The organism is Pseudomonas sp. QTF5 (genome assembly GCF_000512695.2).
Classification (GTDB): domain Bacteria; phylum Pseudomonadota; class Gammaproteobacteria; order Pseudomonadales; family Pseudomonadaceae; genus Aquipseudomonas.
This window is the reverse complement of the sequence record NZ_AZRW02000026.1, coordinates 40,882-67,550: the sequence shown is the minus strand read 5'-3', so window position 1 is coordinate 67,550 and position 26,669 is coordinate 40,882. Positions and strand designations below refer to the sequence as shown.

The 26,669-nt window shown below is 59.9% G+C and carries 19 protein-coding genes and 2 tRNA genes; 15 read left to right on the top strand and 6 right to left on the bottom strand.

Annotated features, from left to right (window positions below; all coding sequences use genetic code 11):
* Positions 1 to 49 precede the first annotated feature (49 nt).
* The 3 genes from IC37_RS19630 to IC37_RS19620 all read left to right on the top strand — a co-directional run bounded on the left by IC37_RS19630 (position 50) and on the right by IC37_RS19620 (position 4,665).
* The gene (locus tag IC37_RS19630) at positions 50 to 1,237 is read left to right on the top strand and encodes an ATP phosphoribosyltransferase regulatory subunit (RefSeq protein WP_030128328.1); all 1,188 of its coding nucleotides are present in this window, start codon (positions 50 to 52) and stop codon (positions 1,235 to 1,237) included.
* A gap of 54 nt (positions 1,238 to 1,291) precedes the next feature.
* The gene (locus IC37_RS19625; protein WP_030128327.1) at positions 1,292 to 2,581 is read left to right on the top strand and encodes an adenylosuccinate synthase; all 1,290 of its coding nucleotides are present in this window, start codon (positions 1,292 to 1,294) and stop codon (positions 2,579 to 2,581) included.
* A 149-nt stretch (positions 2,582 to 2,730) separates the two neighbouring features.
* On the top strand, positions 2,731 to 4,665 hold the full coding sequence (locus tag IC37_RS19620) for a methyl-accepting chemotaxis protein (RefSeq protein WP_030128326.1): 1,935 nt from the start codon (positions 2,731 to 2,733) through the stop codon (positions 4,663 to 4,665).
* 255 nt (positions 4,666 to 4,920) lie between these two features.
* On the opposite strand, the gene IC37_RS19615 is transcribed toward IC37_RS19620, so the two are convergent.
* Together IC37_RS19615 and IC37_RS19610 are read right to left on the bottom strand one after the other, a co-directional pair.
* Positions 4,921 to 5,007 (bottom strand) — tRNA-Leu (locus IC37_RS19615).
* Between the two features lie 166 nt (positions 5,008 to 5,173).
* Positions 5,174 to 5,260: transfer RNA gene (locus tag IC37_RS19610), tRNA-Leu, on the bottom strand.
* 226 nt (positions 5,261 to 5,486) lie between these two features.
* On the opposite strand from IC37_RS19610, the gene rnr reads away from it, so the two are divergent.
* The 11 genes from rnr (at position 5,487) to IC37_RS19555 (ending at position 22,405) form a co-directional block, all read left to right on the top strand.
* Complete coding sequence (gene rnr, locus IC37_RS19605; protein ID WP_030128325.1) at positions 5,487 to 8,117, top strand: ribonuclease R; 2,631 nt, start codon at positions 5,487 to 5,489, stop codon at positions 8,115 to 8,117.
* On the top strand, positions 8,114 to 8,881 hold the full coding sequence (rlmB, locus tag IC37_RS19600) for a 23S rRNA (guanosine(2251)-2'-O)-methyltransferase RlmB (RefSeq protein ID WP_030128324.1): 768 nt from the start codon (positions 8,114 to 8,116) through the stop codon (positions 8,879 to 8,881). The genes rnr and rlmB overlap by 4 nt, the downstream gene beginning before the upstream one ends.
* Before the next feature lie 318 nt (positions 8,882 to 9,199).
* A complete protein-coding gene (rpsF, locus tag IC37_RS19595; protein WP_007902678.1) occupies positions 9,200 to 9,622 on the top strand; it encodes a 30S ribosomal protein S6 in 423 nt (140 codons plus the stop codon).
* Positions 9,623 to 9,650: 28 nt separating this feature from the next.
* Positions 9,651 to 9,881, top strand: coding sequence for a 30S ribosomal protein S18 (gene rpsR / locus IC37_RS19590; RefSeq protein WP_002551829.1), 231 nt, complete (start codon positions 9,651 to 9,653; stop codon positions 9,879 to 9,881).
* A gap of 36 nt (positions 9,882 to 9,917) precedes the next feature.
* A complete protein-coding gene (locus IC37_RS19585; RefSeq protein WP_030128323.1) occupies positions 9,918 to 10,811 on the top strand; it encodes a hypothetical protein in 894 nt (297 codons plus the stop codon).
* Positions 10,812 to 10,830: 19 nt separating this feature from the next.
* Complete coding sequence (gene rplI, locus IC37_RS19580) at positions 10,831 to 11,277, top strand: 50S ribosomal protein L9 (protein WP_008035347.1); 447 nt, start codon at positions 10,831 to 10,833, stop codon at positions 11,275 to 11,277.
* A 122-nt stretch (positions 11,278 to 11,399) separates the two neighbouring features.
* Complete coding sequence (gene dnaB / locus IC37_RS19575; protein WP_030128322.1) at positions 11,400 to 12,794, top strand: replicative DNA helicase; 1,395 nt, start codon at positions 11,400 to 11,402, stop codon at positions 12,792 to 12,794.
* A 247-nt stretch (positions 12,795 to 13,041) separates the two neighbouring features.
* Positions 13,042 to 15,345 carry a YgiQ family radical SAM protein gene (locus IC37_RS19570; RefSeq protein ID WP_030128321.1) on the top strand — a complete coding sequence of 768 codons (2,304 nt, stop codon included), beginning with the start codon at positions 13,042 to 13,044 and terminating at the stop codon, positions 15,343 to 15,345.
* 319 nt (positions 15,346 to 15,664) lie between these two features.
* Positions 15,665 to 18,940, top strand: a complete 3,276-nt coding sequence (locus IC37_RS19565) for a DUF2126 domain-containing protein (RefSeq protein WP_030128320.1) — start codon at positions 15,665 to 15,667, stop codon at positions 18,938 to 18,940.
* Positions 18,941 to 19,028: 88 nt separating this feature from the next.
* Positions 19,029 to 21,515 carry a circularly permuted type 2 ATP-grasp protein gene (locus IC37_RS19560; protein ID WP_030128319.1) on the top strand — a complete coding sequence of 829 codons (2,487 nt, stop codon included), beginning with the start codon at positions 19,029 to 19,031 and terminating at the stop codon, positions 21,513 to 21,515.
* A complete protein-coding gene (locus IC37_RS19555; protein WP_030128318.1) occupies positions 21,515 to 22,405 on the top strand; it encodes a transglutaminase family protein in 891 nt (296 codons plus the stop codon). The genes IC37_RS19560 and IC37_RS19555 overlap by 1 nt, the downstream gene beginning before the upstream one ends.
* A 211-nt stretch (positions 22,406 to 22,616) precedes the next feature.
* Here IC37_RS19555 and IC37_RS19550 read toward each other — a convergent pair whose 3' ends face one another.
* A complete protein-coding gene (locus IC37_RS19550; RefSeq protein ID WP_007902706.1) occupies positions 22,617 to 22,805 on the bottom strand; it encodes a hypothetical protein in 189 nt (62 codons plus the stop codon).
* A 68-nt stretch (positions 22,806 to 22,873) separates the two neighbouring features.
* Positions 22,874 to 23,461: a TIGR00730 family Rossman fold protein gene (locus IC37_RS19545; protein ID WP_007902708.1), complete on the bottom strand. Its 588-nt coding sequence runs from the start codon at positions 23,459 to 23,461 to the stop codon at positions 22,874 to 22,876.
* A 344-nt stretch (positions 23,462 to 23,805) separates the two neighbouring features.
* Here IC37_RS19545 and azu point away from each other — a divergent pair, with 344 nt between their 5' ends.
* Entirely contained in the window at positions 23,806 to 24,252 is a 447-nt protein-coding gene (gene azu / locus IC37_RS19540) for an azurin (protein WP_030128317.1), read from the top strand.
* A gap of 191 nt (positions 24,253 to 24,443) precedes the next feature.
* On the opposite strand, the gene nadE is transcribed toward azu, so the two are convergent.
* Together nadE and pncB are read right to left on the bottom strand one after the other, a co-directional pair.
* Complete coding sequence (gene nadE / locus IC37_RS19535; RefSeq protein WP_030128316.1) at positions 24,444 to 25,271, bottom strand: ammonia-dependent NAD(+) synthetase; 828 nt, start codon at positions 25,269 to 25,271, stop codon at positions 24,444 to 24,446.
* Between the two features lie 4 nt (positions 25,272 to 25,275).
* Entirely contained in the window at positions 25,276 to 26,502 is a 1,227-nt protein-coding gene (pncB, locus tag IC37_RS19530; RefSeq protein WP_030128315.1) for a nicotinate phosphoribosyltransferase, read from the bottom strand.
* Positions 26,503 to 26,669 lie beyond the last annotated feature (167 nt).

Here is a 26,669-nt window from a genome sequence, read left to right as displayed (position 1 = left end):
TCAAGGCTCGCCCAAAGGCTTGTCGCCCGGATCATAGGGGAATGGCGTAATGGCAACGGTAGACCGCTGGCTGCTGCCAGATGGCATCGAAGAAGTACTGCCACCAGAAGCTGCGCGCATCGAAGTAGCGCGTCGCCAGGTGTTGGATCTGTTCCAGAGCTGGGGTTACGAGTTTGTCGTGACTCCCCATATCGAGTACCTGGAATCCCTGCTGACCGGCGCAGGTTCGGACCTCGATCTGCGTACCTTCAAGGTCATCGACCCGCAGTCGGGCCGGCAGATGGGTTTCCGTGCCGACATCACGCCGCAGGTGGCGCGCATCGATGCGCATACCCTGCGTCGCGAAGGTCCAAGCCGTCTGTGTTATGCCGGTAGCGTGCTGCATGCTCAGCCACGTGCCTTGTCGTCCTCGCGCAGCCCGATTCAACTGGGTGCCGAGTTGTACGGCGATGCCAGCCCGAGCAGCGACGTGGAAGTCATCAGCCTGATGCTGGCCATGTTGCAACTGGCCGATGTGCCGGATGTGCACATGGATCTCGGTCATGTAGGGATCTACCGCGGCCTGGCCCGTGCCGCCGGTTTGTCCGGCGAAGTCGAGCAACAGTTGTTCGATGCGTTGCAACGTAAAGCCATCGACGAGGTCATTACCTTGACCGAAGGCCTGCCTGCCGATCTGTCGGGCATGCTGCGAGCGCTGGTCGACCTGTGTGGCGGTCGTGAAGTGTTGAGCGCAGCGCGTGAGCGTCTGGCCAATGCGCCAGCACCCGTGCTGGCGGCCCTGGACGATTTGCTGGCAATTGCCGAGCGTCTGTCCACGCGTTTCCCGGGATTACCGCTGTATTTCGACCTGGGCGAGTTGCGCGGCTATCACTACCACACTGGTGTAGTGTTCGCCGTGTTCGTACCGGGTGTTGGCCAGTCCATCGCGCAGGGCGGTCGTTACGACGACATCGGCGCCGACTTCGGTCGTGCCCGTCCGGCAACTGGTTTCTCTACCGATTTGAAAACCCTGGTGACCCTGGGGCGTGCTGAAATCGAGCTACCGTCTGGCGGTATCTGGATGCCTGACAGTACGGATGCAGCACTCTGGCAGCAGGTTTGCCAGTTGCGCAGTGAGGGTCAGCGTGTCGTTCAGGCATTGCCTGGGCAGCTTTTGGCCGCCGCCCGTGAAGCGGACTGCGACCGGCAATTGATTCAGCAGAACGGGCTTTGGCAAGTATTGCCGCTGGCTTCTTGAGTTTTCCTGCCGGCCGCCGCCGGCACCAAGTTTGCGCGAATGAGGACAAGTGTTATGGGTAAGAATGTCGTAGTCCTGGGCACCCAATGGGGTGATGAGGGCAAAGGCAAGATCGTTGATCTGCTGACCGAACATGCTGCCGCCGTAGTGCGCTACCAAGGTGGCCACAACGCTGGCCACACCCTGGTGATCGACGGCGAAAAAACCGTCTTGCACCTGATCCCGTCGGGCGTGCTGCGCGAAGGCGTGCAGTGCCTGATCGGTAACGGCGTGGTGGTTGCACCCGACGCCCTGCTGCGGGAAATCATCAAGCTGGAAGAGAAAGGCGTACCGGTGCGCGAGCGCCTGCGTATCAGCCCGTCCTGCCCGCTGATCCTGTCCTACCACGTAGCGCTGGACCAGGCCCGTGAAAAGGCCCGTGGCGAGCTGAAGATCGGCACCACCGGTCGCGGTATCGGCCCGGCTTACGAAGACAAGGTTGCCCGTCGCGGTCTGCGCGTAGGCGATCTGCTCAACATGCCGCGCTTTGAAGCCAAGCTGCGTGAACTGGTGGAATACCACAACTTCATGTTGGTCGGTTTCTACAAAGAGCCAGCCATTGACTTCGACAAGACCCTGGCCGAGTGCAAAGAATACGCTGAACTGCTCAAGCCGCTGATGCTGGACGTGACTGCCGAGCTGCACGACCTGCGTCGTGCTGGCAAAGACATCATGTTCGAAGGCGCTCAAGGTTCGTTGCTGGACATCGACCACGGCACCTACCCGTACGTGACCAGCTCTAACACCACCGCTGGCGGCGTTGCTACCGGTTCGGGCGTTGGTCCTATGTTCCTGGATTACATCCTGGGTATCACCAAGGCTTACACGACACGCGTAGGTTCGGGTCCATTCCCGACTGAGCTGTTCGACGAAGTCGGTGCGCACCTGGCTAAGCAAGGTCACGAGTTCGGCGCGACTACCGGCCGTGCTCGTCGTTGTGGCTGGTTTGACGCCGTTATCCTGCGTCGCGCTATCGATGTGAACAGCATCTCGGGCATCTGCCTGACCAAGCTGGATGTACTCGACGGTCTGGAAACCATCAACATCTGCGTCGGCTACAAAGATGCGGAAGGTAAGGACGTTGCCCCGACTGACGCTGACAGCTACATGGGTCTGCAGCCGGTGTACGAAGAAGTGCCGGGTTGGACAGAGTCGACCGTGGGTGCCAAAACTCTGGAAGAGCTGCCAGCTAACGCCCGTGCTTACATCAAGCGCGTTGAAGAGCTGATCGGTGCGCCGATCGACATTATTTCGACGGGCCCGGACCGCAACGAAACCATCGTTCTGCGCCACCCGTTCGCTTAATAAGTCGTTGATGTAAAACACGAAGGCCCCTTAATTGGGGCCTTTGTCGTTTATGCCTGTCGAACGGCATGACCTTTGCTGGGAACATTGAAAAAGCATCGTTTCTGACGTGCTATCAATTTGATGGCGTCAAAGCAGGGGGATTTTCAGTGTCGGCCGTTCTCTCACTGTTACAAAGCCGTCTCTTGCGGCCCGTGTTCGTTACTCTTGGTATCGCCCTTTTGGTGCAGGTGCTGGTGGCTGTCGCTCTGACCCGGAGCACAGTGACGGCGCTGGAAGCTGATTTGGGTATGCGGCTGGACGCCGACAGCCAAAAGCTCTCTGGTGAGCTTGAGCAGGCAGGGCGTGAAGTCACGTCGAGCCTGGATAACCTGTCGACCAGTACTCGTCAGCGCCTGACAGCCGGGCTGTCTTCGCGTCTGAAGGACGAGCAGGCACAACTGCGTACGACATTGGAAAAGGACCTGAAGGATTCGGCCAACGACATGGCGCAGCTTCTGGCCTCGGTCGCACCCCGCGCCATGTGGGACAGCGACATTCCCACCCTGTCCGAATTCGCTCGCCGTGCCCAGCGCAATCCCAATGTGTTGTTCGTGGTCTACGACGACGCCACGGGCCAGCACCTGACGCGCTACCTCAACCGGGAGAACCCGATCAACAAGGCGCTTCTGGAAAAAGGTCAAGGCGAGCGGGCGCTGGACAAGGTGCTGGATGCGGCGAAGAACGATCCGTCGGTCTACTACCTTGAGGCCTCGATCAACCCCAATGGAGTGGAGATCGGCAAGGTTTTGATGGGGGTCTCGACCGCGTCGGTGGAAACCGATCTGGCGGCACTGGACAAACGCTTCTCGGCGCTGATCGCCAGCAGCGATCAATTGGTGGGCGACAGCCTCAAAGGCGCGGCAGCTGACAGCGCAACGGCGATGCGCGGGCGTCTGCAATCGGCGCAGTCCACCGCCACTGAAATGAAAGCCAATACCACCACTGCCGTGCAGGAAGCAGCGGGGACTTTGCGCTGGCGCATCGGCATGGGCTTGTCGCTAGTGGGTTTTGGTGTGCTGCTGTTGCTGGCGGTGGTGCTGGGTCGGCGCGTGGTCAACCGCTTGAAGCTGCTGATCACCGCCATGGATGACCTGGCGGCAGGTGAGGGCGATCTGACCAAGCGTGTGCAGATCAACAGTCAGGATGAGATCGGCGACATGGCCTCGGCGGTCAATCGCTTTGTGGATAAGTTGCAGCCGATCGTGCGGGAGGCGGGCGATGTGGCTCAGCGTACCGGCGTGGAGATCGGCGCCATGACCCTGCGCAATGCCGGTGCGGATGCAGCGGCGGGCATGCAGCGCGATGAAGTGGCCGAAAGCTTGCGCGCGTTGTCGCAAATGGCTGATGAAGCCCAGTCTGAAAGCCATGCCATGCAGGCCGCTTTGCAGCAGGTGGTGGGTATTCGTCAGGCCACGGATGAAAACACTCGGACTTCGGCGAAAGTCGGCAGTCTGATCGAGGCGTTGGCTGGACAAGTCGACACCGGCGCGAAAGTCATCGAGCGCCTGGCGCAGCAGAGTGAGCAGATTGAAGTGGTGTTGACGGTGATTCACGGGATTGCCGAGCAAACCAACTTGCTGGCGTTGAACGCGGCCATTGAGGCGGCGCGTGCCGGCGAGACCGGTCGCGGGTTTGCCGTGGTGGCGGATGAGGTGCGGGCACTGGCGAGCAAGACTCAGAGCTCAACCGGCGACATTCAGGCCCACATCGTTGCGTTGCAGCAGGGCGCACGTGAGGCCGTCGCGGCAATCGGGCAGGCCGGGCGTCAGGCCAGCGAAGGTTTGTTGGTGTTGCGCGACAGTGCGCGGTTGCAGCAGTCGGTGCAGGTGTCGGTCGAGCAGGTGCATGCGGCGATCGGTCTGGCGACTCAGGCCGCGGCGCATCAGGCGCAAGGTGCGCAGGCAGTGCGTGGGCGGGTTGAGACTATTCATGCTCAAGCTGAGAAGGCTGCTCGGGCGGTGGTGGAAACTACGGCCAGCGGAAAAGTGCTGGATGGTTTGGCGGCGCAGTTGAAGGCGAGCCTGGGGCAGTTCAGGGCTTAAGTTTTTCGTCTGCAGGTCTGACGCCTTCGCGGGCAAGCCTCGCTCCTACAAGGATTTACGTCGTGCGAAAATTTCGCGACGACACAAATCCTTGTAGGAGCGAGGCTTGCCCGCGAAGCTTTTCAGCGGCACAACTACATCCGTAGTTATCCGGAAGCCGAGGCGAGATGGCTTGAGGTTTCTGAAAGCCAGAAACGCAAAAACCCGCTTTCGCGGGTTTCTGTGAAATTCAAGGTCGTGACCTTGAATTTGAATTGGTGCCCAGAAGAAGACTCGAACTTCCACGACCTTGCGGTCACCAGCACCTGAAGCTGGCGTGTCTACCAATTTCACCATCTGGGCATAATCTTCAGCGTTGCCGCTGTTGATGTGGCGCACTATACGGAGAGCAATTTGATCTGTAAACCCCTGATTTAATTTTAATAAACCGGAAGCCTGGAATGCAAAAACCCGCTTTCGCGGGTTTTTTGTGTGAGCCTTGAAATTGTTCTAATCTCAAGCTCGAAATTGGTGCCCAGAAGAAGACTCGAACTTCCACGACCTTGCGGTCACCAGCACCTGAAGCTGGCGTGTCTACCAATTTCACCATCTGGGCAGTATCGGCAGCGCGTCTGCGTCGTCGATGGCGCGCACTATACGGAGCGTCTTTTTAACTGTAAACCCCCGACATCGAAAAAACCTGGAAAATTTCTCCAGTGGTATTCAAATCGGCTTTGCGAGGTCGATAAAAGGCTTTAGATAGGCTGTCATAGCCTGAAATTTCCCGTTTCATTACGCCTATGCCAAACTAACCCGCATATAGACAAGGTGAAAACTCTCTAATGGCCGATTGGCAGTCCCTCGATCCCGAGGCCGCTCGTGAAGCGGAAAAATATGAAAACCCTATTCCTAGCCGCGAATTGATCCTTCAGCACCTTGCTGATCGAGGTTCGCCTGCTAACCGCGAGCAGCTGGTCGAAGAGTTTGGTCTGACCACAGAAGACCAGATCGAAGCCCTGCGTCGCCGCCTGCGCGCCATGGAGCGCGACGCTCAACTCATCTACACCCGTCGCGGCACTTATGCGCCGGTGGACAAGCTCGACCTGATCCTGGGCCGCATCAGCGGCCACCGTGACGGCTTCGGCTTCCTGGTCCCGGACGACGGCAGTGACGATCTGTTCATGAGCCCGGGGCAAATGCGCCTGGTGTTCGATGGCGACCGTGCCCTGGCCCGTGTTTCCGGCCTCGACCGTCGCGGTCGTCGCGAAGGCATGATCGTCGAAGTGGTGTCCCGTGCCCACGAGACCATTGTCGGTCGCTATTTCGAAGAGGGCGGTATCGGTTTCGTCGTCGCGGACAATCCGAAGATCCAGCAAGAAGTGCTGGTGACGCCGGGCCGCAACGCCAACGCGCAGATCGGTCAGTTCGTCGAAGTGAAGATCACTCACTGGCCGACGCCACGCTTCCAGCCGCAAGGCGACGTGGTCGAAGTCGTGGGTAACTACATGGCGCCGGGCATGGAAATCGATGTCGCCCTGCGCACCTACGATATTCCTCACGTCTGGCCTGACGCGGTGCTCAAGGAAGCGGCGAAGCTCAAGCCTGAAGTAGAAGAGAAGGACAAAGAGAAGCGCATCGACCTGCGCCATCTGCCGTTCGTGACCATCGACGGCGAAGATGCGCGCGACTTCGATGACGCGGTCTACTGCGAAGCCAAACCGGGCAAGCTGCGCCTGTTCTCCGGTGGCTGGAAGTTGTACGTGGCGATTGCCGACGTTTCCAGCTACGTGAAAATCGGTTCGGCGCTGGATAACGAATCGCAGGTTCGTGGCAACTCGGTGTACTTCCCCGAGCGCGTCGTGCCGATGTTGCCTGAGCAACTGTCCAACGGTCTGTGCTCGCTGAACCCGCACGTCGATCGCCTGGCCATGGTCTGCGAGATGACCATCTCCAAATCCGGCGAGATGACCGACTACTGCTTCTACGAAGCGGTGATTCACTCCCACGCCCGCCTGACCTACAACAAGGTCAGCGCCATGCTGGAGACGCCGAAAGCCACCGAAGCGCGTCAGCTTCGTGGTGAATACACCGACGTCCTGTCGCATCTTAAGCAGCTGTACGCGCTGTACAAGGTTCTGCTGGCGGCTCGTCATGTGCGCGGCGCGATCGATTTCGAAACGCAGGAAACCCGGATCATCTTCGGTTCCGAGCGCAAGATTGCCGAAATCCGTCCGACCGTTCGCAACGACGCCCACAAGCTGATCGAGGAATGCATGCTGGCGGCCAACGTGGCCACTGCCGAATTCCTGAAAAAGCACGAAATCCCTGCGTTGTATCGCGTCCATGACGGCCCGCCACCGGAGCGTCTGGAAAAACTGCGCGCCTTCCTTGGCGAGCTCGGCCTGTCCCTGCACAAAGGCAAGGATGGTCCGTCGCCGAAGGATTACCAGGCTTTGCTGGCAGGCATCAAGGACCGTCCGGATTTCCACCTGATCCAGACCGTCATGCTGCGTTCGTTGAGTCAGGCGGTGTACAGCGCCGATAACCAGGGCCACTTCGGCCTGAATTACGAAGCCTACACCCATTTCACTTCGCCGATTCGTCGCTACCCGGACTTGCTCACGCACCGGGCGATTCGCAGCGTCATCCATTCGAAAATGGACACCCCGCACGTTCGCCGTGCCGGCGCGATGACCATTCCGAAAGCGCGCATCTATCCGTACGACGAAGCGATCCTGGAGCAGCTCGGCGAGCAGTGCTCGATGAGCGAACGCCGTGCCGACGAAGCAACCCGCGACGTAGTGAACTGGCTCAAGTGCGAGTTCATGAAAGACCGCGTGGGCGAATCGTTCCCGGGTGTGATCACCGCCGTGACCGGTTTCGGCCTGTTCGTCGAACTGACCGACATTTACGTCGAAGGCCTGGTGCACGTCACCGCGCTGCCGGGTGATTACTACCACTTCGATCCTGTACACCACCGCCTCGCCGGTGAGCGTACCGGTCGCAGCTTCCGCCTTGGCGACACCGTTGAAGTTCGCGTCATGCGCGTCGACCTTGACGAGCGCAAGATTGACTTCGAGATGGCTGAGAAAACCATCAGCGCGCCGATCGGGCGCAAGAAGCGCGGAACCGAAACAGCTGCTCCAGCTGCTAAAACCGCCGCAGAACCGGCTCCGGCGAAAACCGGCCGTCGTCCTGCCAAGGAAAAGGCTGTCGAAGCCTATCGCCCGAGCGATGCAGCGGCAAAAAATGCCGAGTTGCGCAAAAGTCGTGAACTGAAACAGGCGTTGCTGTCTGAAGCGAAAAGCGGCGGTAAAGCGGCGTCTGGGGGAAAGACCGGGCGGTCGGCGCCTGAGAAGGCCTCCGGCGGCAAGCCAGCAAAACCGAGCAAACACCGTAAAGGCCCGCCAAAAGCGGGTTCCGCTCCAGCCGCCAGAAGCGGCGGGGCGCGTAAACCTAAGGCCAAGTCATGAGTCAGTTGGAAAAGATCTATGGCGTGCACGCTGTAGAAGCGTTGCTGCGTCACCACCCAAAACGCGTCAAGCAGATCTGGCTGGCTGAAGGCCGCAGTGATCCGCGGGTACAGACGCTGATCGAGCTCGCTGCCGAAAATCGCGTAGCGGTCGGTCAGGCTGAGCGTCGTGAGCTCGATGCGTGGGTAGAAGGCGTGCACCAGGGCGTGGTCGCGGACGTTAGTCCGAGTCAGGTCTGGGGCGAAGCGATGCTCGACGAATTGCTCGATCGCACTGAAGGCGCACCGCTGTTGCTGGTGCTCGACGGCGTGACCGATCCGCACAACCTCGGCGCTTGCCTGCGTTCGGCCGATGCGGCCGGCGCGCTGGCGGTGATCGTGCCAAAAGACAAGTCAGCCACGCTGACCCCGACGGTGCGTAAAGTCGCCTGCGGCGCGGCGGAAGTGATTCCGTTGGTGGCCGTGACCAACCTGGCGCGCACCCTGGAAAAACTCAAGCAGCGTGGCTTGTGGGTTGTCGGTACGGCGGGCGAGGCCGAGCAGGAGCTGTATCAGCAAGACCTGACCGGCCCGACCATTTTGATCATGGGCGCGGAGGGCAGCGGAATGCGCCGCCTGACTCGCGATCTTTGCGACTACCTGGTGCGTTTGCCGATGGCGGGCAGTGTCAGCAGTCTCAACGTTTCGGTAGCGACTGGCGTTTGCCTGTTCGAGGCCCTGCGCCAGCGCGGCGTCAAAGCTGCCGGGACCGCCAAAAAGTCCTGATCCGCACGCGATCCAAATGTGGGAGCGGGCTTGCTCGCGAATACGGTCTGACATTCAACACTTTTGCTGAATGACATACTGCTTTCGCGAGCAAGCCCGCTCCCACATTGGTTCTGCGTCATGGCAAGGATTGGTGAGTTGAGCGGGTTGTTCAAATAATCACCAATTGCCTTGCGCCTCTCCTGTCCCTTCTCTACAATTGCGCCCCTTGCTGTGACGGCAGGCACGCATGTGTCTATCGCAAGCAAGTCCATAAGTGTCATTCACTCCTTGTCTGACCGCTTTTGAGCGGCAGGCTACAACCCGTAAGGAGCATTCATGCGTCATTACGAAATCATCTTTTTGGTCCACCCGGATCAAAGCGAGCAAGTCGGCGGCATGGTTGAGCGTTACACCAAGCTGATCGAAGAAGACGGCGGCAAAATCCACCGTCTGGAAGATTGGGGCCGTCGTCAACTGGCCTACGCAATCAACAATGTTCACAAGGCTCACTACGTGATGCTGAACGTTGAGTGCACTGGCAAGGCCCTGGCCGAGCTGGAAGACAACTTCCGCTACAACGATGCAGTGATCCGTAACCTGGTCATCCGTCGCGAAGAAGCCGTTACCGGCCAATCCGAGATGCTCAAGGCTGAAGAAAACCGCAGTGAGCGCCGTGAGCGTCGCGACCGTCCTGAGCACTCCGACGCCGAAGGCGTTGATGGTGATGACAGCGACGCCAGCGATAACGCTGACGAGTAATCCACGGACCTTTTAAGGAGCCTATCAAATGGCACGTTTCTTCCGTCGTCGTAAATTCTGCCGCTTCACCGCTGAAGACGTGAAAGAGATCGATTACAAAGATCTCAACACTCTGAAAGCTTACGTATCCGAGACCGGCAAAATCGTTCCAAGCCGCATCACCGGTACCAAAGCTCGTTATCAGCGTCAGCTGGCCACCGCTATCAAGCGCGCCCGCTTCCTGGCCCTGCTGGCCTACACCGACAGCCACGGCCGCTGAGACCGGGCAGTCGACACGTAGCAAAGGATTGAATGCATGCGCGCCTTAGCTGAGTTCATCATGCGCGGCCGTATGCAGGCCACTCTGGTAGTGGCTGGATGCGCAACGTTGCCGTTGTTGTATTGGTTGGGTGCTGCCGCAGGATGCCTTGTGCTCCTGCGGCGCGGATTGAAGGACGCCTTGGGCGTTCTTGCTCTGGGGCTGCTGCCGGCGTTGGTCTGGTGGCTTTACTCCGACGACCCACGGGCACTTCTGGTGCTGTTGGGTTCTTCGAGCCTTGCGTTGGTTTTGCGCGCAAGTGAGTCCTGGAACCGCGTGCTGCTGGTCAGCATAGCGATGGGATTGGTGTTTTCAGTGGTGCTGGGGGCGGCTTTTGCGCCCCAGATCGAGATGCTGGCGCAGGCTTTGATAAAAGTCATGCCGTCGCTACTCGGTGATGTCTACCAGCAATTGTCGGTAGACGAGCAAGCGCGTTTCGCGTCCCTGATTGCACCGGTCCTGACCGGCCTGATTGCGGCTTTGTTGCAAATCGTCAGTTTGCTGAGCCTGATTGTCGGGCGCTACTGGCAGGCGTTGTTGTACAACCCGGGTGGTTTTGGTCGCGAGTTTCGCGCCATCCGAATCCCGCTTTTACCGGCGATGTTGCTGCTGGTGTTGATGCTTCTGGGGCCTAACTTAGGCTCGCAGATGGCCATGTTGACGCCGTTGTGCAGCGTACCGCTGGTGTTCGCCGGGCTGGCCCTGATTCACGGGCTGGTGGCGCAAAAGCGACTGGCCAAATTCTGGCTGGTGGGGTTGTACGTCACGCTGTTGCTGTTCATGCAGCTGATCTATCCGTTGCTGGTGGTCCTGGCCATCGTCGACAGCCTGATTGATTTTCGCGGTCGTTCGGCACCGAAAGATGCCGATAACGCGAACGGTGAAGGTTAAAAGTTAAGAGGATTTTCACATGCAACTGATCCTTCTGGAAAAAGTCACCAACCTGGGCAACCTGGGTGACAAAGTGAACGTTAAGGCTGGTTACGGTCGTAACTACCTGCTGCCTTACGGCAAAGCTACCGCTGCGACCCCAGCCAACCTGGCTGCGTTCGAAGAGCGTCGCGCTGAGCTGGAAAAAGCCGCAGCAGACCGTAAAACTTCGGCTGAAAGCCGTGCCGCCCAACTGGCTGAGCTGGAAGTGACTATCACTGCCACCGCTGGTGACGAAGGCAAGCTGTTCGGTTCGATCGGCACCCACGACATCGCTGATGCACTGACCGCCTCTGGCGTTGAAGTTGCAAAAAGCGAAGTTCGTCTGCCGAACGGCACCATCCGCAACGTAGGCGAATTCGACGTAGCCGTGCACCTGCACGCCGAAGTTGAAGCCACCGTACGCGTTGTCGTGGTAGCAGCTTAAGCAGCACTTGTCGGCTGGCACCCTCGGGTGCTTGTCGGTAACATCGGGCACGATCCTGTTTACAGGTCGTGCCCTTTGTCTTTCTGCAGTTTCTGATTTTCTACAACTAACTCCAAGTGGCCATGAACGATATCTCCGCTCCCGAGCAATACGATCTGCAAACCGCTGCCCTGAAGGTGCCACCGCATTCCATCGAGGCCGAACAGGCCGTGCTCGGTGGTCTGATGCTGGACAACAACGCTTGGGAACGCGTGCTCGATCAAGTCTCCGACGGCGATTTCTATCGGCATGACCACCGCCTGATCTTCCGGGCCATCGCCAAGCTGGCGGACCAGAACTCCCCGATCGACGTCGTGACCCTTGCCGAGCAATTGGACAAGGAAGGTCAGACCTCGCAAGTCGGTGGCCTCGGTTACCTCGGCGAACTGGCGAAAAACACGCCATCCGTCGCCAACATCAAGGCCTATGCGCAAATCGTTCGTGCACGGGCGACGTTGCGGCAGTTGATCGGCATCGCCACCGAAATTGCCGACAGCGCTTTCAACCCGGAAGGCCGCACGGCTGAAGAGATTCTCGACGAAGCTGAGCGGCAGATCTTCCAGATCGCCGAGGCCCGGCCAAAAACCGGCGGCCCGGTGAGCGTGAATGACCTGCTGACCAAGGCTATCGACCGCATCGACACCTTGTTCAACACCGACAACGCCATCACCGGCCTGTCCACCGGTTACACCGACCTCGACGAGAAAACCAGCGGCTTGCAGCCTTCTGACCTGATCATCGTCGCCGGCCGTCCGTCCATGGGTAAAACCACCTTTGCGATGAACCTGGTGGAAAACGCCGTGTTGCGCAGCGACAAGTGCGTACTGGTTTACTCTCTGGAGATGCCAGGCGAATCGCTGATCATGCGTATGCTTTCGTCCCTGGGGCGTATCGACCAGACCAAGGTCCGGGCCGGTCGCCTGGAGGACGACGATTGGCCGCGCCTGACCTCGGCAGTCAACCTGCTGAACGATCGCAAGCTGTTCATCGACGACACGGCCGGTATCAGCCCCTCGGAGATGCGCGCGCGGACCCGGCGTCTGGTGCGTGAGCACGGCGACATCGCCCTGATCATGATCGACTACCTGCAGTTGATGCAGATTCCAGGTTCCGGCGGCGACAACCGAACCAACGAGATTTCCGAGATCTCCCGTTCCTTGAAAGCCCTCGCCAAGGAATTCAACTGCCCGGTCGTGGCGCTGTCCCAGCTCAACCGCTCCCTGGAGCAACGACCGAACAAACGCCCGATCAACTCGGACTTGCGGGAATCCGGAGCGATCGAGCAGGATGCTGACGTGATCATGTTCGTGTACCGGGATGAGGTGTACCACCCGGAAACCGAGCATAAAGGCATCGCCGAGATCATCATCGGCAAACAGCGGAACGGCCCGATCGGTACGTCACGACTGGCGTTCATCGGTAAATACACCCGCTTCGAAAACCTGGCGCCGGGCAGCTACAACTTCGACGACGAGTAACCCAATAGAAACCTGTGGCGAGGGAGCTTGCTCCCGCTCGACTGCGTAGCAGTCGCAAAGCTGAGAAATGCGGTCCGTCTGGAAAAATTCGGTCGCAGGTTTTGGGGCAGCTTCGCTGCCCAGCGGGAGCAAGCTCCCTCGCCACAGGGGTCGCCCCAATTTCCGACCATAGCCGTCGGAATTGGTTAAATTTTGTGCTATATTCCGCGCCCGCGAAATTCAATGAAAGCCAACACCGGTTATCGACATGCAAGCAGCCAAGCCGTTATTTGACTATCCCAAGTACTGGGCCGAATGTTTCGGGCCAGCGCCATTCCTGCCGATGAGCAGGGAGGAGATGGATCAGCTTGGCTGGGATTCCTGCGACATCATCATCGTCACCGGTGATGCCTACGTCGACCACCCGTCGTTCGGCATGGCGATCATCGGCCGACTGCTGGAGGCCCAGGGCTTCCGCGTCGGGATCATTGCGCAGCCGAACTGGCAGTCCAAAGACGACTTCATGAAGCTCGGCGAGCCGAACCTGTTCTTCGGCGTCGCGGCCGGCAACATGGACTCGATGATCAACCGCTACACCGCCGATAAGAAAATCCGTTCCGACGACGCCTACACCCCCGGTGGCCTGGCGGGCAAACGTCCGGACCGCGCGAGCCTGGTTTATAGCCAACGCTGCAAGGAAGCCTATAAGAACGTACCGATCGTACTTGGTGGCATCGAAGCCTCCCTGCGCCGCATCGCTCACTACGATTACTGGCAGGATCGGGTGCGCAACTCGATCCTGATCGACGCTTGCGCCGACATCCTGCTCTACGGCAACGCCGAGCGTGCGATCGTCGAAGTCGCCCAGCGCCTGTCCTATGGTCACAAGATCGAAGACATCACCGACGTGCGCGGCACCGCGTTCATTCGTCGTGATACGCCGAAAGACTGGTACGAAGTCGATTCCACGCGCATCGACCGTCCGGGCAAGGTCGACAAGATCATCAACCCGTACGTGAACACCCAGGACACCCAGGCCTGCGCCATCGAGCAGGAAAAGGGTCCGGTCGAGGATCCGAGCGAAGCCAAAGTCGTGCAGATTCTGGCCAGCCCGAAGATGACTCGCGACAAGACCGTGATTCGTCTGCCATCGGTTGAAAAAGTCCGTGGCGACGCAGTTCTTTATGCCCACGCCAACCGCGTGCTGCACCTGGAAACCAACCCGGGCAATGCTCGCGCGCTGGTGCAGAAGCATGGCGAAGTGGACGTCTGGTTCAACCCGCCTCCGATTCCGATGACCACCGAAGAAATGGACTACGTGTTCGGCATGCCTTACGCGCGGGTTCCGCACCCGGCGTACGGCAAGGAAAAGATTCCGGCCTACGACATGATCCGCTTCTCGGTGAACATCATGCGCGGCTGCTTCGGCGGCTGTACGTTCTGCTCGATCACCGAGCACGAAGGCCGGATCATCCAGAACCGTTCCGAAGAGTCGATCATTCGCGAAATCGAAGAGATCCGCGACAAGGTCCCAGGCTTCACCGGGGTGATCTCCGACCTCGGTGGCCCGACTGCGAACATGTACCGCATCGCCTGCAAGACCCCGGAAATCGAATCCGCGTGCCGCAAGCCTTCGTGCGTGTTCCCGGGCATTTGCCCGAACCTGAACACCGACCACTCGTCGCTGATCCAGCTCTATCGCAGCGCCCGGGCCTTGCCGGGTGTGAAGAAGATCCTGATTGCGTCCGGCTTGCGTTACGACCTCGCGGTCGAGTCGCCGGAATACGTCAAAGAGCTGGTGACCCACCACGTCGGTGGTTACCTGAAGATCGCCCCGGAACACACCGAGGAAGGTCCGCTCAACCAGATGATGAAACCGGGCATCGGCAGCTATGACAAGTTCAAGCGCATGTTCGAGAAGTACACCAAGGAAGCCGGGAAAGAGCAGTACCTGATTCCGTACTTCATCGCCGCTCACCCGGGCACCACCGACGAAGACATGATGAACCTGGCCCTGTGGCTCAAGGGCAACGGCTTCCGTGCCGACCAGGTGCAGGCGTTCTACCCGTCGCCGATGGCCACCGCCACCGCGATGTATCACTCGGGCAAAAACCCGCTGCGCAAGGTCACTTACAAGAGTGACGGCGTGACCATCGTCAAGAGCGAAGAGCAGCGTCGTCTGCACAAGGCGTTCTTGCGTTATCACGACCCGAAAGGCTGGCCGATGCTGCGTGAAGCACTGACCCGCATGGGCCGCGCCGACCTGATCGGGCCGGGCAAGAACCAGCTGATCCCGCTGCATCAGCCGGCGACCGACAGCTACCAGAGCGCCCGTCGCAAGAACTCGACGCCGGCCGGCAGCCACAAAGTGGCCGGGGAAAAGACCACCAAGATCCTGACCCAGCACACTGGCCTGCCGCCGCGTGCCAGCGATGGCGGCAACCCGTGGGACAAGCGTGAACAGGCCAAGGCGGCGGCATTCGCCCGCAATCAGCAGGCGGCCAAGGAGCGCAAGGATGCGGCCAAAGGCAAGGGGCCAAAACCGGCCCGTAAGCCGGTAGTGCCGCGCTAAGCCCTCGCTCGAGCTGAACAGAACGCCAACCTTCGGGTTGGCGTGATCGTTCCCACGCTCCGCGTGGGAATGCCTCAAGGGACGCTCCCCGTCCAGTGACGCGGAGCGTCACGGGCTGCATTCCCACGCAGAGCGTGGGAATGATCAAGCCCCAACCCTCCCTCGCCACATTTGTGTGCAACTCTCCCAAACCAATTTCCCGCATCGCCCGATTTTGGTGCTGTACTGCCCTGAGCAAATCTGTGAAAGCGCCAGCTCGGCTGGATGGCATAAGTCTTGCGCCGCTTTCAATAACGTCCAGGCTCGCAGGAGGCACGCCGTGTCGATCCATGTCGCATTGCATCACGTCACGCATTACCGCTACGACCGCGCCGTTGAGCTCGGTCCGCAGATCGTTCGCCTGCGCCCGGCTGCCCACAGCCGCACGCGGATACTGTCCTATACGCTGAAAGTCTCGCCCGAGCAGCATTTCATCAACTGGCAGCAGGATCCTCAGGGCAATTACCTGGCGCGGTTGGTGTTCCCGGAGAAAACCGATGAGCTGCGGATCGAGGTCGACTTGCTGGCGGAGATGGCGGTCTTCAATCCGTTCGACTTCTTCCTCGAGCCTTACGCCGAAAAAATCCCTTTCACCTACGCCGCGGATGAGCGCAAAGAGCTGGCGCCGTACCTGGAAACCTTGCCCCTGACGCCCAAATTCAAGGCCTATCTGGAGGGCATCGACCGCACACCGCTGCCGAGCGTGGATTTCCTGGTCGCGCTCAACCAGCGCCTCAGCGAAGACATCGGCTACCTGATTCGCATGGAGCCGGGCGTACAGACCCCGGAACACACCCTCGAGCATGCCTCCGGTTCCTGCCGCGACTCGGCGTGGTTGCTGGTGCAATTGCTGCGCAACCTCGGCCTGGCGGCGCGATTCGTGTCTGGTTACCTGATCCAGTTAACCGCTGACGTCAAAAGCCTCGATGGCCCCTCGGGCACTGAAGTGGACTTCACTGACCTGCACGCCTGGTGCGAGGTCTATTTACCCGGTGCCGGCTGGATTGGCCTGGACGCGACCTCAGGGCTGTTTGCCGGTGAAGGACACATTCCGTTGGCGTGCAGTCCCGATCCGTCCTCTGCGGCACCGATCAGTGGCTTGGTGGAACCGTGCGAGTGCGAATTCACCCACGAAATGTCGGTCGAGCGGATTTGGGAAGCGCCGCGGGTAACAAAACCCTACACCGAAGACCAATGGCTGGCGATTCAGGCATTGGGCCGGCAGATCGATGCCGACCTGCTCGAAGGCGACGTGCGCCTGACCATGGGCGGCGAGCCGACCTTCGTCTCTATCGATGACCCGGACGGCGCCGAGTGGAACACCGCCGCGCTCGGTCCGGACAAGCGTCGCCTGTCGGCCGAATTGTTCCAGCGCATGCGCAAGCATTACGCACCCAAGGGGCTGGTGCATTTCGGTCAGGGCAAGTGGTACCCCGGCGAGCAACTGCCGCGCTGGTCGCTGAACTGCTACTGGCGCCGCGACGGCGTGCCGATCTGGCACAACAGCGCGCTGATCGCCGACGAGCAGGAAGACTACGGCGCTGATGGCGAACTGGCCGGACGTTTTCTGGCGAGTGTCGCCGAGCGCCTGAAAATTCCGATACGCTTCGTGTTTCCTGCCTACGAAGACAATTTCTATTACCTCTGGCGTGAAGGCGCTTTACCGCAGAACGTCAGCGCCGAAGACTCACGCCTGGAAGAGCCTTTGGAGCGGGCGCGCCTGCGCAAAGTCTTCAGCCAGGGCCTGGACAAGGTTATCGGCCAGGTCCTGCCCCTGGCGCGCACCGCCAAAGGCGATCAATGGCAGAGCGGTCGCTGGTATCTGCGGGAAGATCATTGCCGATTGGTGCCGGGGGATTCGCCGCTGGGGTATCGCTTGCCGCTCGGCTCGCAGCCTTGGGTGAAAGCAGCGGAGTATCCATTCATTCATCCTGTCGACCCGAATCAGGATTTCCCTGAGCTGCCGGGCACCGACCAGCTACAGAATCACGCTCAACCGAAAACGGCTGACGAGCGTGCGCCAAAGATCGACGAATCCGCCGATTGGTTGACCCGCACCGCATTCTGCGCCGAAGCGCGAGAAGGCCGGTTGTACCTGTTCATGCCGCCACTGGAGCGGGTCGAGGACTATCTGGAGCTGGTCGCCGCCATCGAAGCCACCGCCGAGGAATTGCATTGCCCGGTGTTGCTGGAAGGCTATGAACCGCCGAGCGATCCGCGCCTGAGCAACTTTCGCATTACTCCGGATCCGGGAGTGATCGAAGTCAATGTGCAGCCGTCCGCCACCTGGGATGAGTTGGTGGAGCGCACCGAGTTTCTTTACGAAGAGGCGCGCCAGACTCGACTCACCACCGAGAAGTTCATGATCGACGGCCGGCACACCGGCACTGGCGGCGGCAATCATTTTGTATTGGGTGGCGCGACTCCGGCTGACTCACCGTTTCTGCGTCGTCCCGATCTGCTGCGCAGCCTGATCAGCTACTGGCATAACCATCCCTCCTTGTCCTACCTGTTTTCCGGATTGTTCATCGGCCCAACATCCCAGGCGCCACGGGTGGACGAAGCGCGCAACGATTCGCTGTATGAGCTGGAAATCGCCTTCGCACAGATGCCGAATCCGGGCGAGGAGTGCGCGCCGTGGCTGGTGGATCGACTGCTGCGCAATCTGCTGATCGACGTGACCGGCAACACCCACCGCGCCGAGTTCTGCATCGACAAACTCTATTCGCCGGATGGCGCCACCGGGCGCCTCGGGTTACTGGAACTGCGTGCCTTTGAAATGCCGCCCCATGCGCGCATGAGCCTGGCTCAGCAATTGTTGTTGCGGGCGCTGGTGGCGCGGTTCTGGCGCGAGCCTTATGCACCGCCGAAACTCGCGCGTTGGGGCACTGAACTGCACGACCGGTTCCTGTTGCCGCACTTTATCGAGCAGGATTTCGCTGATGTGATCGTCGACCTCAATGCCGCCGGTTACCCCGTGCGGGCCGAGTGGTTCGCGGCGCATCTGGAATTCCGTTTTCCCAAGGTCGGCGACTACGCCGTCAGCGGCATTCAACTGGAATTGCGTCAGGCGCTGGAGCCTTGGCATGTACTCGGCGAGGAAGGCGCGGCGGGTGGCACAGTGCGTTACGTGGATTCGTCGCTGGAGCGTTTGCAGGTCAAGCTCAGCGGCCTGCCGCCCCAGCGTTATCTGCTGACGTGCAACGGCATCCCGGTGCCGTTGCAATCCACGGGGCGGGTCGGTGAGTTCGTCGCCGGCGTGCGCTTTCGCGCCTGGCAACCGGCCAACTGCCTGCAACCGACCATCCCGGTGCACGCGCCGCTGGTGTTCGATGTGCTCGACACCTGGATGGGGCGTTCGCTGGGCGGTTGTCAGTACCACGTCGCCCATCCGGGGGGGCGCAATTACGACAGCCTGCCGGTGAACGCCAATGAGGCCGAGAGTCGGCGGATGGCGCGTTTCTTCCGCATCGGACACTCGCCTGGGAAACTTCCTATACCGAATCTGGAAATTAACGACGAGCTACCGATGACTCTCGATTTGCGACGTTTCTAAACCGTACACGACGCTCGGATTTTTCGTATATCCGGGCGTCATGAGCCTGCGTTAGTCTGACCGTTCTTTGCTGTCTGCCGAGCTTTCCATGCCTGATCTGCTTGACCGCTACCCGCTGACCGCGGGCACTTATCACGAACTACTCGACGACAGCGGCGCCGTGCGCCCGCACTGGCGGCGGTTGTTCGATCAATTGCAACGCAGCACGCCAACGCAACTGGCGCAGCGTCAGGCGCTGCTGACCCGGCAGATCCAGGAAAACGGTGTGACCTATAACGTCTACGCCGACCCCAAGGGTGCCGACCGGCCGTGGGAGCTGGACTTGCTGCCCCATGTGATTGCCGCCGATGAGTGGGAACAGCTATCGGCCGGGATCGCTCAACGGGCGCGCCTGCTCAATGCTGTGCTGGCGGATTTGTACGGCCATCAGCGCTTGATCGCCGAAGGCCTGCTGCCGGCTGAGCTGGTGTTCGGTCACAACAATTTTCTCTGGCCCTGTCAGGGCATTGCGCCGCCCGACGGGACCTTTCTGCATTTGTACGCCGTGGATCTGGCGCGCACGCCTGACGGCCGCTGGTGGGTGACGGCGGACCGGACTCAAGCGCCATCCGGTGCCGGCTACGCGCTTGAAAACCGCACCATTGTGTCCCGGGCCTTCCCCGAGTTGTACCGCGATTTGAAGGTGCAGCACCTGGCCGGATTCTTCCGCACCCTCCAGGAAACACTCGCCCGTCAGGCGCCGAGCGATGACGAGGCGCCATTGGTGGTGCTGCTGACGCCGGGGCGTTTCAACGAAAGCTATTTCGAACACCTGTACCTGGCTCGTCAGCTCGGATATCCATTGGTGGAGGGCGGCGACCTGACCGTCCGGGATGCCACGGTCTACCTGAAAACCTTGAGCGGCCTGCGTCGGGTTCACGCGATCATGCGTCGGCTCGACGATGATTTCTGCGATCCGCTGGAGCTGCGCACCGACTCGGCCCTTGGCGTGCCGGGGTTGCTCGAGGCTGTGCGCCAAGGCCGGGTGCTGGTGGCCAACGCACTTGGTAGCGGCGTGCTGGAATCACCGGGGTTGCTGGGCTTCCTGCCGCAGATCAATCAGTTTCTGTTCGGTGAAGAGCTGATCCTGCCGTCCATTGCGACCTGGTGGTGCGGTGAAGCACCGGTACTGGCCCAGGCCCTGGAAAAACTGCCGGAGCTGTTGATCAAACCGGCGTTTCCGTCGCAGAGCTTCGCCCCGGTGTTTGGTCGTGACTTGAGTGAAAAACAGCGCCAGGCCCTGGCCGAACGCATGCAGGCACGGCCTTACGCCTATGTCGCGCAAGAATTGGCGCAGCTGTCCCAGGCGCCGGTCTGGCAGGCCGAAGGTGGTCAGTTGCAACCGCGGGCCATTGGCATGCGCGTATATGCGGTGGCCAGTCGGGACGGCTATCGAGTACTGCCCGGCGGGCTGACCCGGGTGGCCGCGGAGGCCGACGCCGAAGTGGTATCAATGCAGCGCGGCGGTGCAAGCAAGGACACTTGGGTATTGGGCGATCGCCCGCCCAGCGGCGAACAATGGAAAGCCCAGCGCAACATTGGCGTTCACGATCTGGTGCGACGCGATCCGTATCTGCCATCGCGGGTGGTCGAGAACCTGTTCTGGTTCGGCCGTTACTGCGAGCGCTGCGATGACAGCGCGCGGCTGCTGCGGATTATGTTGGCGCGCTATGTCGATGGCGATGACCCGCAAGCCCTCGAGGCCGCGGTCGATCTCGGTGAGCGTCTGAATCTGTTGCCGGAGGAGGGTGAATTACCAGAGCGATTATTGGCGACACTGCTCGGCGATGATTGGCCGTTCAGCCTGCGCTCCAACCTGCAACGCTTGCAGTGGGCGGCATCGCAAGTACGCGGCAAACTCTCGCGAGAGAACTGGCAAGCACTGGTGGAATTGCAGCGTGAAGCCACGGCGCTGGAAACCGAAGAGCCGGATTTCGGCGAGTTGCTGGATTTCCTCAACCGATTGGTGATGTCGCTGGCAGCGCTGTCCGGTTTTGCCCTCGACGACATGACCCGGGACGAAGGCTGGCGTTTCCTGATGATCGGTCGACGGATCGAGCGGCTGCAGTTTCTCAGCGGCAGCCTGGCGGCGTTTCTGCGTGGTGCGGGAGCTTTCGATCAGGCCGGGCTGGAATGGCTGCTGGAACTGGGCAACAGCAGCATTACTTACCGATCGCGGTACTTGGCGGTGGCGCAATTGATCCCGGTGCTGGACCTGTTGTTGCTCGACGAGCAGAACCCTCATGCGGTGCTGTTCCAGTTGAAACTGGTGACCCGCACGTTGAAACGCTTGAACGACGACTTTGGTGCGCCGCGCGAAACCGGCCTGCCGCAGTTGGTGGAGCGGCTGGCGCGCTTCGATCTGGGTTGCCTGGAAAACTCATTGTTTGGCGAGGCCAGTATTCGCGCTGCCATCGAAGGGCTGGCCGATCTGTTGCAGGAGATCGCCGATGCCAGCGGACAAGTATCGGATCGCCTGGCCTTGCGCCATTTCGCCCATGTCGATGATGTCAGCCAACGCACGGTGTCCGTCTGATGAATGCCCATTACCAGATTTTCCACGACACCCATTATCACTATGACAGCCCGGTATCCCTGGCCCAGCAACTGGCGCATCTGTGGCCGCGGGCCTGTACCTGGCAGCGCTGCACCGAGCAGCAGTTGCAGATCAGTCCCGAACCGACTTCACGCCGGGATGAGCTGGATGTGTTTGGCAATCCACTGACCCGGCTGGCATTCGAGCGGCCGCACGATGAGTTGCTGGTCAATGCCAGCCTGACGGTCGAAGTGCTGGCCCGGCCATCGTTGGACTTCAATCAATCGCCGGCCTGGGAAGAGACCTGCAACGCGCTGACCTACAGCAGTCAGCCACTGTCATCCGAGATACTTGAAGCGTGCCGTTATCGGTTCGAATCGCCTTACGTGCACTTGAAGCGCAACTTCGTCGAGTTCTCCGAAAGTTGCTTTCCTCCTGGCCGGCCATTGCTGCTGGGAGTTCAGGCGTTGATGGAGAAGATCTTCAGCGAATTCACCTTCGACGCCGAAGCGACCCAAGTGGCAACGCCACTGGTGGAAGTGCTGGAGAGGCGGCGCGGGGTTTGCCAGGACTTTGCGCACTTGATGCTCGCTTGTGTGCGCTCCCGTGGATTAGCGGCGCGGTATATCAGCGGCTACTTGCTGACCCAGCCCCCGCCGGGCCAGCCACGGCTGATCGGCGCCGATGCATCTCATGCCTGGGTGTCGGTGTTTTGCCCGGTGCTGGGTTGGGTGGATTTCGACCCGACCAACAATGTGCAACCGGCGCTGGAGCACATCACCCTGGCCTGGGGCCGGGATTTTTCCGATGTTTCGCCGTTGCGTGGGGTGATCCTGGGCGGTGGCAGCCATGATCCGGAGGTTCGGGTGACGGTGATGCCATTGGAGTAACGAAGATCCAGGGAGCGGGCTTGCTCGCGAAGGCGGCACATCCAACATCTATGTGGCTGACTGGCCGCTTTCGCGAGCAAGCCCGCTCCCACAGGGAATGTGCAATTTTTTAGAGAGGGATTTCAGATTGGACTGTGAGGGTCAGCAACATCGTTGCTGACCCTGGACACAGATCCGGTGGGCCTGATCAGATCATCGGGCCCTGAGGGTCTCAGGCGTCGGGCGCCTGATCTTTCGGTGCTTCAGTTTCGTCTGTAGCCACTTCGCCTTCGGTATCCGGGTTCAGTGCTGCTGCTTCTTCTTCAGCTGTAGCTTTCTTGCGCTGAAGCTTTTCCTCTTTCTTCTGCTCCTTGGCCAAGTCTCTCTGACGTTTGGCGAAGGAATAATTAGGTTTGGCCATGGGCGATCCTCTGGGGTCGAAGGTGAGGTTGAGCGGCGCATATTCTGCCCTGTATCGGTGCCGAGCCGTTAGCTGGGTTTTTGCTCGGTCCATTTTGGCGGTACCGAGGGTTGCCAGGCGTCCAGTGCATCGAGCAGGGTTTGCGGCGATTCGCTCATTTGCAGCATGTCACGGTGCGCTTCGCGAACGAAGCCTTCGCCGACGATATGATCAAGAAAAGACGTCAACTTGCTGTAGAAACCGTTCACTTCCAGCAAACCCAGCGGTTTGCCGTGATAGCCGAGCTGGCCCCAGGTCCAGACTTCGAACAGCTCTTCCAGTGTGCCCAGGCCGCCGGGCAGAGCGATGAAGGCATCGCTGAGCTCGGCCATTCGCGCCTTGCGCGCATGCATGCCATCGACCACTTCCAGGCGAGTCAGGCCGCTGTGGCCGATTTCCTTGTCTTTGAGGCTCTGCGGGATGATCCCGATCACTTCACCACCGGCCGCCAGCGCGGCATCGGCAACGATCCCCATCAGCCCGACGGCGCCGCCGCCATAGACCAGAGTCAGCTTGCGCTCGGCCAATGCTCGCCCCAGGGCGACAGCTGCTTCACGATAAGCCGGATTGGTGCCGGTGCTGGCACCGCAAAATACACAAACGGACGCTAAAGACATGCCTTACTCCATGGTCATCAGGGCCACAGAGTAAAGGCAGGCTTGCCTCGTTCCAAGGGTTAAACCTCGTGTTCAGGTGTTTCACAGGTACCGCTGGCGCCACAGGCATAAGCGGCGAGCAAACTGCTCAATAAACTGTTGAAAGACATGACAGACGCTCCGGAGGAGAGATGACGGTCCTGATGATAGGGCCGTGCCAGACGTCTGGCTGGTAGATTGTTTCGATGAGTGTCATAGCCCGAAAGTTGTATACAATTTTTGATTCAGGTCATAGGAACTTGCGAAGATTTCAGGCAGTCTTCTGTCCATTAGCACTTTCGTTAACCCTGCCTTGGAGATTCACCATGTTTGCCAAACTTGTTGCGGTATCCCTGCTGACACTGGCCAGCAGCCAATTGATGGCTGCCGAGTGCAAGACGACCATCGACTCCACCGACCAGATGTCCTTCAACACCAAGGCCATTGAAATCGACAAAAGCTGCAAGACCTTCACTGTTGAGCTGACTCACTCCGGCAGCCTGCCGAAAAACGTCATGGGTCATAACTGGGTGCTGAGCAAAGAAGCCGACATGCAGCCGATCGCTACCGATGGTTTGACTGCCGGCATCGACAAGGACTACCTGAAAGAGGGTGATGCCCGCATTATCGCTCACACCAAACTTATCGGCGCCAAGGAAACCGACTCGGTAACTTTCGATGTGTCGAAGCTCAATGCTGCTGAAAAATACGGTTTCTTCTGCTCGTTCCCGGGCCACATTTCGATGATGAAAGGCACGGTTACTCTGAAGTAATCGAATCAAGCGCATAAAAAAAGCGTCCGCTCGGGACGCTTTTTTTGTGTCTGACGATAGACCGAGTCATCGTTCTTCGCGGGCAAGCCACGCTCCCACAGGATTTGCGTCGTGCCCATTACCGGCGTCCGACACAAAACCTGTGGGAGCGAGGCTTGCCCGCGAAGGCGTCGGTACAGACGCCGACGTCCTTATGGCGCAAACGGCATCACACGCTTGTGATGGGTCTTTCTATACGTATCACAAATGATCTTGAACGCTTCTACACGCACCGGTTCGCCATGCAGGAAGGCGTCGATCTCGGCGTAGGTCACGCCGTGGGACGCTTCGTCCGGTTTGCCCGGCGACAGGTCTTCGAGGTCGGCGGTCGGGATTTTTTCCACCAGCGATTCTGGCGCGCCGAAGCTGCGGGCGATCGCCCGGACCTGATTCTTCACCAGGCCGCTCAGCGGTGCGAGGTCGCAGGCGCCGTCACCGAATTTGGTGAAGAAGCCCATTACCGCTTCTGCCGCGTGATCGGTGCCGATCACCAGGCCGTGAGCCGCGCCAGCGATAGTGTATTGCGCGACCATGCGCATCCGAGCCTTGGTGTTGCCCAACACGAAATCCACCGAGACCGCGTGCTTGCCTTCAAAAGCCGCCACTTCGCCGGCCAGGGATTTGACTGCAGGGCCGATGTTCACCGTATGGCGTTCGTCCGGGGCGATGAAGTCCACCGAGGCTTGGGCGTCGTGTTCATCGAACTGGGTTTCGTACGGCAGGCGCACGGCGATGAACTTGTAGCTGCTGTCCCCGGTGCGCTCGCGCAGTTCACGCATGGCGCGCTGGGCCAGCAGGCCGGCGGTCAGGGAGTCGACGCCGCCGCTGATGCCCAGCACCAGCGTCTTGAGCCCGGCATTGACCAGGCAGTCCTGAATGAAGGTGATCCGCCGGGCGACTTCAGCCTCGAGGGCGAGTTGGTCCGCGAAGGGCGGTTGGACCTTGAGCTGTTCAGCAATCTCACGCTGTACGGCTTGCATGAATTCACTCCTTGCTAGATGGGCTGGAAATGGCGGCAGGTACTTGGAAAACATGTCGTAAATAGGCGACGAAATTCGGGTCTTTGCAGTGAGTCTTGCCAGGCTCATCAGAAATCTTGGCCACCGGCTGGCCGTTGCAGGCCGTCATTTTAAGCACGATGCTCATCGGTTCGACACCCGGAATATCGCAGGTCAGGTTTGTGCCGATACCGAAGCTGACATTGATCCGACCGCGCAATGCCCGAAAAATCTCCAGGGACTTGGGCAACGTCAAGCTGTCGGAAAACACCAGGGTCTTGCTCATCGGGTCGATGCCAAGCTTGTGATAGTGGGCGATGGCTTTTTCCGCCCACTGCACCGGGTCACCGGAATCATGGCGCAAGCCGTCGAAGAGCTTGGCAAAGAACAGGTCGAAATCGCCGAGGAAGGCATCGGAGGTGATGCAGTCGGTCAGGGCGATCCCCAGCAAACCCCGGTATTCGCGGACCCAGCAGTCGAGGGCGGCAATCTGACTGTCGATCAGCCGCGGACCGAGTTGCTGATGGGCCATGATCCATTCATGAGCCATCGTGCCCAGCGGCTTCATGTCCAGCTCCCGGGACAGGTGCACGTTGCTGGTACCGACGAAGCGCCCGGGGAAGTCATGCTTGAGCACGTTCACCACTTCTTCCTGTACACGGTACGAGAAGCGACGACGGGTGCCGAAATCGGCTACCTGCAATTCGGACAATTCTTCGCTGCTGGCGTTGGCGGTCAGCCAGTCGAACTTGCGATAGAGCTGCTCGCGGGCCTGTTCCAGAACGATTTCCCGGTAGCGATAGCGGTTGCGTACTTCGCTGACCATGGCCAGCAGCGGCACTTCGAACAGAATCACGTGCAGCCACGGTCCGCGCAGACGGATGAACAACTCGCCGTTTTCAATGCCGGTGTGGATATAGCGCAGGTTGAAGCGGAACAGCCCGAGAAAACGCAGGAAGTCCGGTTTCAGAAAACTGATGCGCTCCAGGAAACTCAACTGATCGGCGCTCAGGCTCAACTCGGCCAAGCGCTCGATCTGGAACCGGATCTCCGCCAGGTACGGGCGCAGATCCTCACTGTTACGGCAACGAAACTCCCATTCGACTTCCACGTTCGGATAGTTGTGCAGCACCGCCTGCATCATCGTCAGTTTGTAGAAGTCGGTGTCGAGCAGGTTCTGCACGATGCGATCGGCAAACACACTCTCGCTCATAGGGGGTCTCCAGGCTGGGCGCGGCCCGTGGCAGCGACGTTGCAGCTGTTTCAATGAATGGGGCTAGTGGCGCATATCAACGGCAGGTATTGCCAGCAATTTTTTAGATCGCAGCAGATCCCTGTGGGAGCTGGCTTGCTCGCGAAAGCGTAATGCGAGTCAACATT